This window comes from Pseudomonas lactis, from assembly GCF_001439845.1.
Taxonomy (GTDB): domain Bacteria; phylum Pseudomonadota; class Gammaproteobacteria; order Pseudomonadales; family Pseudomonadaceae; genus Aquipseudomonas; species Aquipseudomonas lactis.
The window spans coordinates 230654-245898 of record NZ_JYLO01000006.1; the positions used below are offsets into that span (position 1 = coordinate 230654).

Genomic DNA, 15245 nt, shown 5'->3' on the forward strand with positions numbered 1-15245 from the left:
TTTATGCTCCAATCCCTCTTCGCCAGTATCTCTGCACGCGCAAAAAAAAGCCCGGTGAGCATGGGGTGCTCACCGGGCGTTTGATCGATTGACGCGTGGAATCAGAAGTCCCAGCGCGTGCTGACCATCACATTACGTGGCTCACCGTAGGCGGCCGAGTTATAGAAGCCCACGTTGGTGTAGTAAGACTTGTCGAAGATGTTGTTGAAGTTGACGGTAGCCGACAGGTTCTTGGTGACCTGGTAGCGGGTCATCAAGTCCACCAGCCAGTAGGACTCCTGGGTGATGTCCTGGTTTTTCTCAAGTGGCCCGTTCCAGATCTCGTTCCAACCTTTGGTCTGCCAGCGTACACCGCCACCGATGGTGAACTTGTCCAGGTCGCCCTTGAGTTTGTAGGTGGTGTTCAGGTTGACCTGATGCTCGGGTTCGAAGGTGGAGAGTTTCTTGTCGTCTTCGTCTCGTACGATCTTGTGGGTGTAGCCACCTTGAAGTTGCCAGCCTGGGCTCAACTCACCGGAAATTTCCGCTTCGTAGCCTTTGGTGACGGCCTTGGAGCTCTTGAACGCCCAGTTGTTCGGGGCAGGTGTCTGGTTGTTGTAGGCGTCATCCGAGATGGGGCGATTAGTCTCATGCACTTCGAAGTAAGCGATGCTGGTGTTGAGGCGGCCATCGAAAAACTCGCCCTTCAGGCCCAACTCGTAGTTCTGCCCTTCGTCTGGCTCCAGCAGCTTCTCGTTACGGTCCTTATAGGTGCTTTCCTGGGGTTGGAAAATATCGGTGTAGCTGGCGTATACCGAGAAGTTGTCGTTGAGGTCGTAGATCACTCCGGCGTAAGGAATGAACCGCCCGGTTTCCTTGTAGGAGGGGTTGTTGCCAGTCACGTGATAGTTGGCCACGCGCCCACCCAGGATCACGTTCAGGTCGTCAATCACGTTGAAACGCGCGGTCAGGTAATACCCGGTTTGACGGATAGTGTCGTCGATGTGCTGTTGGGCAGGACCGTAGATAGGCTTGGCGATATGGCCGTTCCAGTTATAGAAATCGACCTTGTTACCGCCAGGCCATTCCGGTGACCAGTAGCCCTTGCCTTGCCAGCGCGAGGTACCGATCGAGCCGCCCACCACCAGTTCATGCTCGCGGCCAAACAGGCTGAAAGGCCCGGTGGCGTAAAGGTCGGCCGAGGTGCTCTTGGTCTCGCCGGTGTATTTCTGCCCGTTGATCTCGGCGGTGCCATCGGCTGCCGGCTGGACGAATTGAATCGAACCCAGGTCGGCATGGTAGCCGTTGATCTTGTGGTCGAGCTGGAATTTGGTCACCCAGCCGTCGCCCAGGTCATGCTCGAGCATGGCAAAGGCGGTACGCGTGTTTTGCTCCCATGAGCTCCAGGTGGTGCCGTTGTTGTAAGAGCGCGGCATTTTGTTGATGCTGCCGTTGGAGTTGACCAGCGGGAAGGAGCCGGACCAGCTGGAACCCTGCGGAATGTTGTCCTGGTAATCGAAGCCCACCGTCAGCATGGTCTCGGGAGACAGGTCGAACTCGGTGATGCCGTAGTAGGTTTCGGTCTTGCGCGAATAGTGGTCCATAAAGGACTTCTTGTCCTGATACGCAGCCACCGCACGGCCGCGGATATTGCCGCTGTCCGTCAAGGGGCCACTGACATCCACTTCGCTGCGGTAGTTGTCCCAGGAGCCCGCGCCCAATTGCACATGGCCCTTGAATTCCGCGGTTGGCTTCTTGCGGATCAAGTTGATGGTCGCACCCAGGGAACCGGCACCGTTGAGCAGGCCGGTGGCGCCCTTGAGGACTTCAACACGGTCGTAGATCGCCATGTCGCTCAGGGTGTTGCCCGCCGAATAGCCGACGTTACGCACAGTCGACGGAATACCGTCGTACTGGAAACTATTGACCGAAAAACCACGGGAATAGTAGTTGGTGCGGTCGGAGTCGTAGGCGGAAACGGTGATGCCCGGCGTATGGCGCATCACGTCATCCATGTTGTTGAGGCCAAAATCCTCGATGTGCTGGCGAGTCACCACGGTGATCGACTGCGGAGTTTGCCGTGGGGTCAACGTCAGACGTGTAGCCGTGGCAATCGTGCCAGGCGTGTAGGAACCAGAACCTTCGGTGACGTTGCCCAGGTAGTTGGCAGTCACCTGCGTCGGGCTCAACTCAAGCCCACCACCGCTGCCAGCAGCTGTGACGGTCAAGGTATTGCCATTGAGGTTATAGGTGGTCTGGCTACCGGCCAGCAATGCAGCTATGGCCTGCTGCGGCTGCATCTTGCCCTTGACGGCGGGGCTGTTCTTGCCCTGCACATCGCCCGGGCTGTAGAGCACTTGCACATTGGTCTGGCGGCCAAATTCCTGCAGTGCGCTCCCCAGCGACTGCGCAGGAATATTCAACTCGATCTCCTGGGCTTGCACATAGCTTGCAATCGGCATCGACACAGCCAACGCCAGGGCACTCGGCAAAAGGTTGATGTTCAGGGCCCGGCGCATGGATAGCGCTTTGCTCAGGGGGCTGAGACCGAGTCGTGCTGGCATGGATGCTTTCTCTTCTATGTTTTAAGTGGGCAATTCTAAGTGTTTATTGAGTTTAGTTCTCATTACCACTAGTGAGACGTTCCTACTTCGCAAAACCGGAAAAATTTTTTTCGGTACCTTATGCAGGCTCCATCTCATGCACCACTTGGCCGGCGCGCAAGCGCACCAGATGATCGGCGATGTCGAAATAACGGTCGTCGTGGCTGATCACGATGATGGTCTTGCCCAGGCGTTTGAGGTCCGGCAGCAGCTCGGTGTAGAAGATGCGGCGAAAGGCCGGGTCCTGGTCGGCGGCCCATTCGTCGAACACCAGCACCGGGCGCTCTTCCAGCCAGGCATTGACCAGGGCCAGGCGCTTGCGTTGGCCGGTGGACAGGTCAGTGGTGCTGAACACGCCGTCCTTGACGCTGACCTTGTGTGCGATTTCCAGGCGCTCAAGGTATTGGGTGGCGCTGTCCAGGGACTGGGTGGCGCTGCCTTGTACCAGGTCATCGAATAGGTAATAGTCGGAAAACACCGTGGTGAACAACTGACGATAATCGTCGCGCTCTGGGTCGGTCACCGCTGTACCGTTGAGCAGGATCTCACCCGACTGAGGCGGATACAGGCCCAGCAGCAATTTGATCAGCGTGGTCTTGCCACTACCATTCTCGCCGACGACAAACACGATATCGCCTTGCTTGATGCTCAGGTTGATCGGCCCCAGGTGGAACGGTTGGCTGCCTTCAACCGCTGGCGGGCTGTAGCTGACGCCGCGCAGTTCAAGGCTGTTGACCAGTGGTTTCGGCGCCTCACTGTCGTCCATCAGCAAGTGGGGCTCGGGCGAAGAAAAACGCTCCGACAGTTCGCTGATGCGCCCAAAGGCAATCTTCGCCTTGCCAACGACGGGCAGGTAACCCAGCAGGTGTTCCAGCGGGCCTTTCATATACAGCAGTACCAGCACGAAGCCGGTAATCACCGTGGGGTCGGGGTTGGGGTTGTAGGCCTGCATCGCCAGGGCCAGTCCGATGACCACAAAGAACAGCATCGAGCCAAAGGTCTTGGCCAGAATATAGATGTTGACTGAACGCACCTGGATATCGCTGATGCGGTCTGCGGTTTCCTGGATGCGATGGGTGTTCATGCGAAACCGCCGCGGACGGTGCATGCGCAGTTCCTTGGCTCCCGAAGCAATCGCATTGTAGTAACGCTGCAATTCATCTTCGTGGCTGCGGGCCAGATCGAAGCCCTGGATGCCTTTGCCGCCCGCGATGAATTGCACGGCGCTGCCGATGATGATTGCGACCACCATCATCAGGAACATCGGCACGGACAGGTAAGCCAGGTAACCCAGGCATCCCAGGGTAACGGTGGCGGCGATGGCCAGGGGCGTGAAGGCAAAGGAAAAGTCGCTGATGGTGTCCACGTCGTGGGTCAGCACCGGGATCAGGCGGTGAGAGCGATATTGCTCGATCTGCCCGATGGGCGCTGACAGCACCTTTTCACCCAGGTCCTTGCGCAGGGCGGCAATGATCCGTTGTCCGACGTAGTTGGTGCCGATGTCGGAAATAATCGAGCTGACCAGCGCCACCACGCACAACGCGGCGAAGGTCAATACCACACCCTGAGTCATCCCCCCCGCCGAATGCAGGGCATTGTTAATCGTCGCCAACAGCAAGGTAATGGCCAGGCCGCCCGCCATGCCAAGGGCGACGGAGACCGTCACGATGGTGCGAAAGGGCCTGAGCAATGCGAGCAAACCTTTGAAGGCGCCGCGCTTGGGGTCGGTCATAAATACTTCCCGGAAAGTGAAAAAGAGGGGGCTGGGCACACAGACCCTTACCCATGACAAACGAAGCTGTGGCGTGACTATTTAGCGCGGCGTGCCGGGCGGTGGCAGTGAGCGATAAATTGCCCGGGGCCTGGTTCGTTCTTGTTCTGTAGGCGCACGTGTATCAATGCCGTGCGTGGCCCTTTGAGCGAGAGCGAAACACATGACGAAAAAGAACCTGGTGTATGTCTGGTCCCTGAGAAATGCCGCCGCCGACAAGGCAGGGCAGCCGGTGGCCTATAAAGACCACGAGCGCTATATGAAATCGGTGCTGGAGTTTCTGGTGGGCTCGCTCAACGACACGCCGCTGGGCGAGGCTTACAACCTGGTGGGCGTGGTGTATGACGACGATGAGCACAACCCGCGCGACCAGCAGTTGGTGGCGGACTATGGCTTTGCTTACCAGCCGGGTCGCCAGTGGTTGTACCCGGCGGATTTGCGTGTGCAAGGCACGTTGGTCAACGACCTGCTGCTCAGCGTGCCGTCGACCTATCGTCGCCTGCCACGGGGCAGCGCCGAACATATCGCCGGCAAGCAGGATTTCGAGCGTCGCCTGCATGACACTCTGGTGGAGTTGAAGGCTGACATCGTGGTGCTGGATGGTTTGCTGGTGATCCTCGATGAACTGGTGCGCCCGGGTGCGCCGTTTGCGCGGCGCATCATGAACATTCATCCGGGCATTACCCGCATCGAATCGCCTTATGAGCGCCGTGGGGCGTACGCCACCTGGAATGCGCTGTACGGCGCGCGTGGGCAGGCGATCACCGACTGGGCGACCAAGGCGACTCAGGCCTGCGAGCCGTTGTATTGGACCGGTGCGTCATTCCACTACGTGGATAACGGCATCGACTCGGGAGAGGTGTTCCACGACGTGCTCAAGACCGAGATTTCGCCCGAGGACACCATCCTTGAGCTGCGCTGGAACAACTTCAACAACAGCCTGTTCCCGGCGCTGCATGAAGGCTTGGCGCTGTTGGCCAGACAAGGCTGAACCCTGTAGGAGCGAGCTTGCTCGCGAAAAACGTCAACGATGACGCGCGCTTCCTGAATAAACGCGGCGTCTATGAGTTTTTCGCGAGCAAGAACTAGGCGTCACCCTCGCTCCTACAAGGTATTAAAGCTCGCGTACTACCCGGAACCCAATCCAATCCCCGCGCGTTTGCGGGTAGATGTTGTTGCGATTGCCCGAGCGTGAAAACACCGGTGCTTCGCCCCAGTCATTGCCGCGAATCTGGTAGGCCTCGCAGTTGGGCTCCACCCAGGCACTGCCATCCTTTGGCGCGCCGACGTAGTTGGGGTGCTCGCAATCAGCCACCCGCTCATACACGTTGCCGTGCATGTCATACATGCCAAAGGCATTCGGTGGGTAGCTGCCCACGGGCGACGAATAGCTGTAGCCGTCCGCCGGGCCGTAGGTGTTGGCGTGCTGGGCGATGCTGTAGCCCTTGCCTTCGTCGAACGGGAAGGGGAACGGGCCGGTGGTGCCGGCTCGGGCAGCGTATTCACGCTGGGCTTCGCTGACCATGTGGTAGGTGTGCCCGGTCTTCTTCGACAGCCAGCTCACGTACTGCTTGATGTCGTCCATGTCCATGCACACCGCCGGCTGACGTGGCCCCTGGGGGTAGCGCGGCTTGCTGGCGATGCATTCGCGGCCGGGGCGGTCGTCGCCATTGGCGATCTTGACTCCGGTCTGGCGCACGTAGCTGTCCCATTCGCCGGCGGTGATGTGGAAGCGGCTCATGGCGAACGGCTTGGCGAAGGTCACCTCATGCATCGGGCCTTCGTCGGGCTCGCGGCCCACTTCGTCTTCCGGGGTACCCATGGTGAAGGTGCCGGCGGGCAGCACCACCATTTCCGGGCAGTCCTTGCAGTCTTTGAAGACCTTGCCCGGTTGTGGGGCGGCGGCATGGGCCAGGCCGGGCGGCAGGGCGCCGCACAGGGCGGTGAGTGCCAGTGCGGTGAGCGGTTTGAGTCGGGATGGCGTCATGGAGGCGTCTCGTTCAAAGGGAAAAGGGGTCATAACCGCTGGCTCAGCAGGGTCATGAAGCGCTGGATCTCATCGGAGTTGTTAAGCAGGCCCGGCGAGGTGCGAATCACCGGGCCAACGTCACGCTCCACCGCGTCCACCACCACGCGGTTTTTCATCAGGTAGGCCGCGACGGCGTCGCTGTCCTGGTTCTTGACCCGGAAGAAGGTGAAACCTGCTGACAGCTCGGGGCTGCGCGGGGTGACCAATTCGATCTGCGAGTGAGCCAGCAGTTGGTCCTTGAGTTCAGTGTTGAGGGCATGGATACGTGCCTGCACCGATGCCTTGCCCAGTTGCAGGTGCAACTTGAAGGCTTCATCGGCGGCCCAGCGATGCTCGAAGGCGTGGTAGCCACCGGGCGTCATGGTCGTGGCGAAGTCCTTGTCTTCGGAGAAGGTCGGAATCATCGGTGTGACGTATTTGTTTTCGGTCTCGCGGGCGCACACCAGGCCGGTGCCGCGCGGGCCGAACATCCACTTGTGGGTGCCAGCGATGAAGAAGTCGCAGTGCATAGCGGGGAAGTCGAGGTCTTCCACGCCGAAGCCGTGCACGCCATCGACGATATAAAGCAGTCGGTCCGGCTCGTCGCGGTTGCGGTTGTGTTCGTCCACCAGCTTGCCGATCTCACCGATGGGCAGTTTTACGCCGCTGCCGGATTGCACCCAGGTCATGCCCAGTACACGGGTGTTGGGGCGAATGTTGCGCTGGATATTGCCCAGCACTTCATCGGCCGAGACCTGATTGGGGTTTTTGAACAGGCGTATCTTGCGAACCTGGGTCTGCTCCTTGCGTACCCGGAAGTCCAGGCTGAACTCGGTAGCGTAATGCTCATGCACCGTGGTGAGGATTTCCTGGTCGGCGCGCACCTTGATCCCGCCATAGATCATCGCCAGCCCTTCGGACGTGCTGCCGGTCAGGGCGATCTGCGCTGGCGTGGCGTTCAGGTAGCGGCCGGCCCACTCGCGTACCTGGCCCTCACGCTTCCAGGTTTCCTGCAGGTCCCAGTCCATGGCCAGGCCAGGGTTGCGGTCGATCTGTTGGCGGTAGCGTTCGATGGCCTCGCGCACGGGCCTGGGGTGCGAGGCCACCAGGAAGTTGGAAAAATGCAGGTAATTGGGGTCCTGGTTGAACAGTTGCTTCAATCCCGTCCATGGGTCGTTCGTGGCGGCGGCGACTGCCTGAGGAAGCAACGCGGTGCCCAGCGGCAGGCTCGCGGCAAAGACGCCGGCCTGCTTGAGAAATGTACGGCGGTCGGTCATGGACTTACTTCGTGGTGGTTAGCGGTTGGCCAAGGGTTTGGCGGCTTTTTGGACCTGGTCCCACACCCGCAGGAAGTTGCCTCCCCACAGCTTGGCGATATCGGCTTCGGAGTAGCCGCGCTGGATCAGTTCGGCGGTGACGTTGCGCACCTCGCCGACGTTCTCCCAGCCCTGGAGGCCGCCGCCGTCGTTGAAGTCCGAGGCAATACCGACATGATCGATGCCGATCTTGCGCACGGTGTAGTCGATGGCGTCGCCCAGGTCCTTGAGGGTGGCCTTGGGTTCTTCCTCGAGGATGCCGTACAGCGCGCTGGCGTACTGGCCGAAGCGTTGCTCGGGCCAGGCGGCAATGATCGCGTCGCCGGGCATCAGAGCCATGGCCAGATTGGGCAGTGGCGGCAGGTCGAAGCGTGCGCGCAGGGCGTTGAGCTTGTCCTGGGTCGGCTGGCTCAAGGGCCGCAGGTAGGCGGGGAAGCCCACCACTTGCACCACGCCGCCGCTGTTCTTGATCAGTTGCAGTTCCTTGTCACTGAGGTTGCGCGGGATGTCCACCGATGCCCGTGGCGCCGAGTGGGACGCCACCATCGGCGTACGGCTCAACTGCGCGACTTGTTCCAGGGCCTTGGTCGACATCTGCGACACGTCGATGATCACCCCCAGGTCATTGAGGCGATGCACCGCTTGCTGGCCGATAGGCGACAGGCCCTCAAGGGCATCAGTGGAGTCATTGAAGAACGGCAGCGGGCGCGACGAGTCGGACCAGGCGTTATTGCCGATGTAGCTGAAGCCGAACATGCGCATGCCACGTGCGGCCCATAAGTCCAGCTGGTTCAGGTCGTTGCCCAGGGGGTAGGCGTTGAGCATGCTGATAAAGATCGCAAACTTGCCTTCGCCGTGCAGGCGTCGCATATCGTCCGGGGTGTAGGCGATGCCCACCTGGTTGGGAAAGTCGCGCACCATGCCGGAGATGATCTTATAGCGCACCTCCTGCTCGTGGCGGGCCTCCTCGACAAAACCGTCGGTGGGCTTGTGCGGGGCGTTGGCGCCGTTCCAGATTTCCGGCCAGCCGAAGATCGTCAGCGCGGCGCCCGACAATCGCCCGCGGGCGGCCTTGGCCAGGTCGAACTGGCCGCTGCCATCCTTGTCGGCCTCGTTGCCCGCCGTGCCGAAATCCAGGGGCAGGGTGATGTGGCTGTCGAATGACAACAGGCGATCCTGCATTTCATTGGCCTGCTTGATCACCTCCAGCGGGTAGCCGGCGTTGCCCTTGAACCACTGATCCCAGACCAGAAAGCCCGCCCCGGCGCCGATAGCCAGGGCCAGCGGCAGGCCGATATACAGCGCCTTTTTCGAACGTGATTTTGTCATTGCCATCTCAGTCAGTTGAGGCCTTTGCTATCAGGGAAGAACGAGCGATGGCGGGGGAAATTTAGGTGGCGGGGGCAGGGCGGTAAATTTCGTCGGGCTGCAAACGTTCTAGCTCTGATCAAGCCGTTTCCTAAGGTAGCCAATGACAATCTCTCGACGTGGGTTCATCGCAGGCCTGGCGCTGACCGGTGCAGCCGTGCCCGCGGCCTTTTATGCCCATCGCGAGTTGACACGGGAAGAAGCGTTTCCCATCACCCCCGGCGAAGCCACGGTCGACCTCGCCGACACCCAGGGCCAGCACCTGGCGAACACACTGCGGGGTGTTTGGAGCCTGCGCCTGGAAGGCCGCGATGCGGGCCTTGCGGGCCTGCCGCAGCAAGGCCTGGAGTTGCTGCTCGACATCGCCCCCCGTGGCCGTGGCCTGCGTGGGTACCTGGACACCGCCGAGCAATTGCGCGCCGACGGCGAGCCGCGCTACCGCGTCTTGGGCGACCTACTGACGGGCGAGGGCGCCGTGCTCTATTGGCGCTTGATCGACCGTGATTCCGACGGCGGCGCGCCGGCCTATGAATTCAAGATGACCCTGGATGAAGTCTGGGCCGATTTCGGCAATGCCGGCAGCGCCACGCTCAGCGGGCACATCCTCGACCTTGAGCGGCCCCTGGCGTTGACCGAACGCGACAACCGTTTTATCGCCCACAAACAACTGTTCCCCGAAGCCCGCCAGCGCATCGGCCTCAACCCGACCTTGCTGGCCTGGCTGATTTCTCCCGAACACCGCCTGTTTCACCAACTCTGGCACGCCACCCGCGACCAGTGGCACAAGCTCTCCGAAGAAAAACGCGAAGCCCTGCGCGGCATCGGCTGGCAGCCCGGGCCCCGCGGCCAGGAGCGCGATGCCCGCGGCAAGCGCAAGGACCGCAATGGTTCGGGCATCGACTTCTTTTTCATGCACCGCCACATGCTCGGCACCGCACGTTCCATGCAGGACTTGCCGTCCTGGCCGCAATTCCCCGAGCCGCAACCGCCGTTGGAGCGCGATCGCCTGGGATTTGTGCGCTACTTCGACAACCACGACGGTTTCGCGCTGCCGCCCTGTTGGTCGGCGCCGGATGACGTCGACTACACCCAGTGGGTCAGCGATATCAAGGCGGCCGAGACCTACCACAGCAACTTTCAGGTGTGGGAATCCCAGTACCGCGATCCGCGCTACCTGGCCAAGTTGAGCCTGGGCCAACTGGGCTCGGAAATGGAACTGGGCCTGCACGATTGGCTGCATATGCGCTGGGCCTCGGTGCCCCGCGACCCGTCCAACGGCGCCCCGGTCCCCTTCGCCCGTGACCCCGCAGACTTTGCCGCACGTTGGTATGCGCCGGAGAACGACTTTCTGGGCGACCCGTTTTCATCCCATGTAAACCCGGTGTTCTGGCATTTCCATGGCTGGATAGATGACCGCATCGAAGACTGGTTTCGCGCCCACGAGCGCTTCAACCCAGGTGAGGTGAGCCGACTGGAAGTCAACGGCGTGGCCTGGTTCGCGCCAGGCCGCTGGGTCGAAGTAGGCGACCCTTGGCTGGGACCGGACACCCACGGCTGCAGCACCACACCGGGGCTGCAGCAGGGGCGCTCGATGGAGATGGACCCGGAGATCATGAAGCTGGCCCTGCGCATTACTTTCGGCGCCGATGAAGAGCTGCTCAAAGGGTTATTCAAGCGCGTGCCACAGCGGCCATGGTATGCACGGCATTTGAAGGTCAAGCGCGAGGCTTAGCGGGCGTTTTTAAACCTGCTCCTCCCCGCGCAATTGCGCACTCATTTCATCGCAACTGTGTGCCCAGTTGCTCAACCATTGCGGCAGCGGCGGCGAGGTGTCGTCCAAGCCCAGCTCGCGGATAAATTCGGCCGGGGGCAGTGTGCCCTTGGCAGAGCGAAACAGCCCGCGCATCACCACCACGCCAACCACCCGCCCATTGCTGACGAAGCGGTGCTCCATCAGGTTCCACTTGTGGTCCCAGCCGAGAATGCGGGTGTGCACGTCGAATGCCTCGAACAGCTTCAATTCCCGACGGAACTTGCCCCAGGTATCGCCGACTATCGGCATGGCCTTGTGACGCAGCGCCACGCGAAAGGCGCCGGTGCGCAGCACAAAATCCATGCGCGCCACATCGGCCAGGGTGAAATACCGGCCATTGGTGACATGCCGGTTCAGGTCCAGGTCCAGCGGCCAGACCCGCATGCGCACCACCGTGGTGGCCAGGCCGTGAACCGGTTTGCGCCAGGGGCGGCGCAACAGCATGAGCAGTAATCGAAACCAGAGATTCATAAAAACGCCAGACAGTTGATCAATGGCCGCACTTTACGGGGGCGGAATCGGCTAAGGTAGATGCGTAAATGACTTATTACATGCGAAAAGTGCAAGCTGGAGTTTTTACATGCATGTCACCTTGCTCCTGGCGGATCAGTGTTCCGCTGCCAGTGCCACCCTGGCCATGGAAATGCTCAGTGCGGCCAATCTGTTCGCTCAAAGCCCACCGTTCGAGGTGACGCTCGCGTCTCTGGACGGCCACCCGGTGACGGTATGGGGTGGGCAATGCCTGCAGGTGCACGGTTCGCTGGCGCAGATCGCGCGCACCGACCTGGTGCTGATTCCCGGTTTTCTCTTTACCCTCAAGCAAGCCCTGCCGACGTTCGCCGCCTACGGCGCCTGGTTGCGTGAGCAGCATGGGCAGGGCGCCGTGTTGGCTTCGATGTGCACGGCGGCGTTCATGCTGGCCGAGACGGGGTTATTGCACGGCTTGCGTGCGACGACTCACTGGGCATTTGCCGGGTTCTTCCGGCGTCGGTATGCCCAGGTCAGCCTGGATGAGGGGCAGATCCTCTGCGAAGACAATCGCCTGATCACCTGCGGGGGCGCTACGGCGGCGATGGACTTGATGCTGCATCTGATCCGCCGTTTCGGCTCGCCGGAGCTGGCTCATACCTGCGGCAAGTACTTGCTGATCGATGCTGGGCGCACTGAGCAGTCGGCCTACGCGATGTGGTCGCTGCCCAAGAGCCACGGTGATGCGCAGATCCTGCGTGTGCAGCATTGGTTGGAGCAGCACTTTGCGCAGTCATTGGTGATCGACGAGGTTGCCCAGCGCTTTGGCTTTGGGGTGCGTAATTTCAAGCGGCGCTTCAAGGAAGCCACGGGGTGTACGCCGATTGGTTATCTGCAGAGCCTGCGTCTGGAGCGTGCCAAGCAGATGCTTGAGTCGACACGGATGACGCTCGATAGCATTACGTATGCGGTGGGTTATGAGGACAGTAATTCGTTTAGGCGGTTGTTTCAGCAGCGGGTGGGGATGCTGCCGGCGGCGTATCGCAAGAAGTTTCTGACTGCCCCTTGATCCAAATGTGGAAGCTGGCTTGCCTGCGAAGACGGCCTGACAGCCAACACATTTGGACAGTGTATATATCCACTCCTTCGGTAACGGCCGCCTAGGGTTCCGCCCTGACGGCGGCTCACTTTCGAAAAGCCGGAATGCCGGCCCAGACAAAAGTAAGCAAAGCGCTCTTGCCCCACCACTCGGCACCTCGCTTAGGCTCGGTGTGCCCGTAATCCGCCAGTGATTTGGGGGCCGCCGCCACGCGCCATCCATGGCGCGGGGCGGCTAAACCGGCATCCCTGCCGGTTTACCCCCCAAATCCCTGTCGAATTCCGGCCAGCGTGGTTTAACGGGGCGCCTGAGATCAAAAGCAGATCAAGATCAAGAGCGGCTCGCTTCGCATCGTGGTTACGGGGGGGCAGTGTGATAGAAATTGAAGACGAAAAAAAACCGGCTGATCAGGCCGGTTTGGGGTGTCCCGCCAACAGTGCGGGGTTATACGTGGGTGCTCAGCAAGCGCTCGGCACCGCCTTCAGCCAGGCCACGTTCTTGCAGGCGATCCGCACCGCCTTCAGCCAGGCCACGTTCTTGCAAGCGATCCGCACCGCCTTCAGCCAGGCCACGTTCTTGCAAGCGATCAGCACCGCCTTCAGCCAGGCCACGTTCTTGCAGGCGATCCGCACCGCCTTCAGCCAGACCGCGTTCTTGCAGGCGATCCGCGCCACCTTCGGCAACGCGGGTTTCTATCAGGCGATCCGCGCCGCCTTCAGCGACAACCGGGTGGGCAAAAGCGTTTGCAGCGAGTACCGAGAAAGCGAGGCTAAGCAAGAGTTGGCGTTTCATGATGGTGTGCTCCGAGTGTTTTAGTTGGGTGCCGTTTGGCATGGGTTTGATGTTACGCGTTGCATTTTTTAAGAGAACTTCATTGCGCTGATGGTGACTATCGATGCCAACGATGGTCCTGCTGGCGGGACCATCACTGCGGCCGTCATGGCATTTGCGGCAGTTCGTTGGGGCGCAGGTCAAACACCAGCACTTCGGCGTCTTCGCCATGGCTCAGGCGGATCTGGCGTTCGTCCCGTACGCGTACACCGTCGCCTTCCTGTAAGCGCTGGCCGTTGAGTTCCACGCTGCCGCGCGCCACATGGACGTAGGCGTAGCGATCCGGCGCCAGTTCCAGGCGGGTACTTTCGTCAGCGTCAAACAGGCCGGCGTACACCCGTGCGTCCTGGCGCACTCTCAGCGAACCGTTGGCGCCCTCCGGCGAGATGATCAACTGCAAGCGCCCACGTTTTTGCGCTTCAGTGAAATGCTCTTGCTGATAGCGCGGTTTGGCGCCGGCTTCGTTGGGCACGATCCAGATTTGCAGGAAGTGCACGCCATGCCGCTGGCTATGGTTGAACTCGCTGTGGGCCACGCCGCTGCCGGCGCTCATCAGTTGCACATCGCCGGGGCGGATCACTGAGCCGGTGCCCAGGGTGTCCTTGTGCTCCAGCGCGCCTTCGAGCACGTAGGAGAAAATTTCCATGTCGCGGTGCGGGTGCTGGCCGAAGCCTTTGCCTGCGGCGACGCGGTCATCGTTGATCACCAGCAGGTCGGAAAAACCCTGCTCCTTGGGGTTCCAGTAGTTGGCAAAAGAGAAGGTGTGGAACGACTTCAACCAACCGTGATTGGCGGCGCCGCGTTCGGAAGCTTTGCGAAGGGTCAGCATGGTCCAGTCCTCAAGTGAGCGCGGGCTGCGAGATGCAGGGCGCTTGCGTTGAGAAGAAGGTTAATGGTTAGCGAGTGATTGATTAAGAAGATGAAAATAGAATAACTGTCGCTCTCAGGTTGACAGTTAAAGTCGTGCCATAATGCCCGCCGCACTCCTTCTCGATGGACATTCCCCGCTTATGAAAACCGTGGCCATGGCGCTGTTCCCGGACTTCCTGCTGCTCGACATGGCCGGGCCGCTGGAAGTGTTTTCGATTGCTAACCGCTACTTGCCGGCGGCCGATCACTACCAGATCCTGACCATCGGCACCGAGCCCGGCCCGTTGCGGGCGTCCAACGGCGTGAGCGTGCAGACCGATCTGCTGTTGGAACAGGCCCAGGCGGCCTATGACCTGCTGCTGGTGCCCGGCGGCCCCGGCGCCTATAACGAATGCCACCCCGCGCTGTTGCCCTGGCTGAGAGTCGCGGCGCCACGGGCTCGGCGTTTTGGCTCGATCTGCACCGGCGCTTTTGTGCTCGGCCACGCAGGCTTGCTCGACGGGCACCGCGTGACCACCCATTGGCACTACACCGAGCGGTTGATCAAGGCGTTTCCCAACGCCATTGTCGAGACCGACCGCATCTATTTGCAGGACGGGCGCCTGATCACCTCTGGCGGCGTCACTGCGGGTATCGACCTGGCCCTGTCGGTCGTCGCCCAGGACCACGGCAAGCAAGTGGCGGTGGACGTGGCCAAGGTGCTGCTGGTGGTGATGAAACGCCAGGGCGGCCAGGCCCAGTTCAGCCCGATGACTGCCGCCGTGGCGCCTCAGGAAACTCCGATCACCCGCGTGCAGAACCACGTGCTGGCGCATCTGGATCAACCCTTTACCATCGAGTCCATGGCCGAGCTGGCCGGCATGAGCGCGCGCCACTTTGCGCGGCTGTTCGCCAAGGACGTGCAGATGACGCCCATGGCGTTCCTGCAAGGCGCGCGCATCGACCGGGCCCGGCACCTGCTGGAAACCACCGACCTGCCGCTCAAGACCGTGGCCTTCCACGCCGGCTTTGGCAGCGTGCGGCATATGCGTTTTCTGTTCAGCGAAAAGCTCGGGCTGAACCCTACCCAATACCGACAACAGTTCAGTTAACGACAGCATGTCCGTCTCAGGCACCCGA

Annotated in this window: 12 protein-coding genes; 5 read left to right on the forward strand and 7 right to left on the reverse strand. The window is 61.0% G+C overall.

What is annotated here, in order from left to right:
* Nucleotides 1–101: 101 nt before the first annotated feature.
* Nucleotides 102–2543 (reverse strand): TonB-dependent siderophore receptor, encoded by a 2442-nt coding sequence (locus TX24_RS11875; RefSeq protein WP_082628798.1) that lies wholly within the window; start codon nucleotides 2541–2543, stop codon nucleotides 102–104.
* A 118-nt stretch (nucleotides 2544–2661) separates the two neighbouring features.
* On the reverse strand, nucleotides 2662–4314 hold the full coding sequence (locus TX24_RS11880; RefSeq protein WP_034134498.1) for a cyclic peptide export ABC transporter: 1653 nt from the start codon (nucleotides 4312–4314) through the stop codon (nucleotides 2662–2664).
* Between the two features lie 202 nt (nucleotides 4315–4516).
* Between TX24_RS11880 and TX24_RS11885 the strand changes: the two genes are divergently transcribed.
* Nucleotides 4517–5344, forward strand: a complete 828-nt coding sequence (locus TX24_RS11885; RefSeq protein WP_057710393.1) for a formyl transferase — start codon at nucleotides 4517–4519, stop codon at nucleotides 5342–5344.
* Nucleotides 5345–5467: 123 nt separating this feature from the next.
* Here TX24_RS11885 and pvdO read toward each other — a convergent pair whose 3' ends face one another.
* The 3 genes from pvdO to pvdM are packed head-to-tail and all read right to left on the reverse strand — an operon-like array spanning nucleotide 5468 to nucleotide 9006.
* On the reverse strand, nucleotides 5468–6340 hold the full coding sequence (gene pvdO / locus TX24_RS11890; protein ID WP_057710394.1) for a dihydropyoverdine dehydrogenase: 873 nt from the start codon (nucleotides 6338–6340) through the stop codon (nucleotides 5468–5470).
* Between the two features lie 29 nt (nucleotides 6341–6369).
* Nucleotides 6370–7638: a pyoverdine-tailoring periplasmic protein PvdN gene (gene pvdN / locus TX24_RS11895; RefSeq protein ID WP_057710395.1), complete on the reverse strand. Its 1269-nt coding sequence runs from the start codon at nucleotides 7636–7638 to the stop codon at nucleotides 6370–6372.
* A gap of 18 nt (nucleotides 7639–7656) precedes the next feature.
* The gene (gene pvdM, locus TX24_RS11900; RefSeq protein WP_057710396.1) at nucleotides 7657–9006 is read right to left on the reverse strand and encodes a pyoverdine-tailoring dipeptidase-like protein PvdM; all 1350 of its coding nucleotides are present in this window, start codon (nucleotides 9004–9006) and stop codon (nucleotides 7657–7659) included.
* A gap of 142 nt (nucleotides 9007–9148) precedes the next feature.
* On the opposite strand from pvdM, the gene pvdP reads away from it, so the two are divergent.
* Complete coding sequence (pvdP, locus tag TX24_RS11905; RefSeq protein WP_057710397.1) at nucleotides 9149–10777, forward strand: pyoverdine maturation tyrosinase PvdP; 1629 nt, start codon at nucleotides 9149–9151, stop codon at nucleotides 10775–10777.
* A 9-nt stretch (nucleotides 10778–10786) separates the two neighbouring features.
* On the opposite strand, the gene TX24_RS11910 is transcribed toward pvdP, so the two are convergent.
* Nucleotides 10787–11329: a thioesterase family protein gene (locus tag TX24_RS11910; protein WP_057710398.1), complete on the reverse strand. Its 543-nt coding sequence runs from the start codon at nucleotides 11327–11329 to the stop codon at nucleotides 10787–10789.
* 109 nt (nucleotides 11330–11438) lie between these two features.
* Here TX24_RS11910 and TX24_RS11915 point away from each other — a divergent pair, with 109 nt between their 5' ends.
* The gene (locus tag TX24_RS11915; protein ID WP_057710399.1) at nucleotides 11439–12395 is read left to right on the forward strand and encodes a GlxA family transcriptional regulator; all 957 of its coding nucleotides are present in this window, start codon (nucleotides 11439–11441) and stop codon (nucleotides 12393–12395) included.
* Between the two features lie 480 nt (nucleotides 12396–12875).
* Nucleotides 12876–13241: a hypothetical protein gene (locus TX24_RS32305; RefSeq protein ID WP_157255547.1), complete on the forward strand. Its 366-nt coding sequence runs from the start codon at nucleotides 12876–12878 to the stop codon at nucleotides 13239–13241.
* A gap of 121 nt (nucleotides 13242–13362) precedes the next feature.
* Here TX24_RS32305 and TX24_RS11925 read toward each other — a convergent pair whose 3' ends face one another.
* Complete coding sequence (locus tag TX24_RS11925; RefSeq protein WP_003191918.1) at nucleotides 13363–14085, reverse strand: pirin family protein; 723 nt, start codon at nucleotides 14083–14085, stop codon at nucleotides 13363–13365.
* A gap of 181 nt (nucleotides 14086–14266) precedes the next feature.
* Here TX24_RS11925 and TX24_RS11930 point away from each other — a divergent pair, with 181 nt between their 5' ends.
* The gene (locus tag TX24_RS11930; protein WP_003191916.1) at nucleotides 14267–15217 is read left to right on the forward strand and encodes a GlxA family transcriptional regulator; all 951 of its coding nucleotides are present in this window, start codon (nucleotides 14267–14269) and stop codon (nucleotides 15215–15217) included.
* Nucleotides 15218–15245 lie beyond the last annotated feature (28 nt).

Excerpts from the sequence above, each read along its gene's own strand:
- TX24_RS11915 (WP_057710399.1), top strand. The coding sequence starts at position 11,439 with ATGCATGTCACCTTGCTCCTGGCGGATCAGTGTTCCGCTGCCAGTGCC.
- pvdO (WP_057710394.1), bottom strand. The coding sequence starts at position 6,340 with ATGACGCCATCCCGACTCAAACCGCTCACCGCACTGGCACTCACCGCC.
- TX24_RS11875 (WP_082628798.1), bottom strand. The coding sequence starts at position 2,543 with ATGCCAGCACGACTCGGTCTCAGCCCCCTGAGCAAAGCGCTATCCATG.
- pvdP (WP_057710397.1), top strand. The coding sequence starts at position 9,149 with ATGACAATCTCTCGACGTGGGTTCATCGCAGGCCTGGCGCTGACCGGT.
- pvdN (WP_057710395.1), bottom strand. The coding sequence starts at position 7,638 with ATGACCGACCGCCGTACATTTCTCAAGCAGGCCGGCGTCTTTGCCGCG.
- pvdM (WP_057710396.1), bottom strand. The coding sequence starts at position 9,006 with ATGACAAAATCACGTTCGAAAAAGGCGCTGTATATCGGCCTGCCGCTG.
- TX24_RS11880 (WP_034134498.1), bottom strand. The coding sequence starts at position 4,314 with ATGACCGACCCCAAGCGCGGCGCCTTCAAAGGTTTGCTCGCATTGCTC.
- TX24_RS11885 (WP_057710393.1), top strand. The coding sequence starts at position 4,517 with ATGACGAAAAAGAACCTGGTGTATGTCTGGTCCCTGAGAAATGCCGCC.
- TX24_RS11910 (WP_057710398.1), bottom strand. The coding sequence starts at position 11,329 with ATGAATCTCTGGTTTCGATTACTGCTCATGCTGTTGCGCCGCCCCTGG.
- TX24_RS11925 (WP_003191918.1), bottom strand. The coding sequence starts at position 14,085 with ATGCTGACCCTTCGCAAAGCTTCCGAACGCGGCGCCGCCAATCACGGT.
- TX24_RS11930 (WP_003191916.1), top strand. The coding sequence starts at position 14,267 with ATGAAAACCGTGGCCATGGCGCTGTTCCCGGACTTCCTGCTGCTCGAC.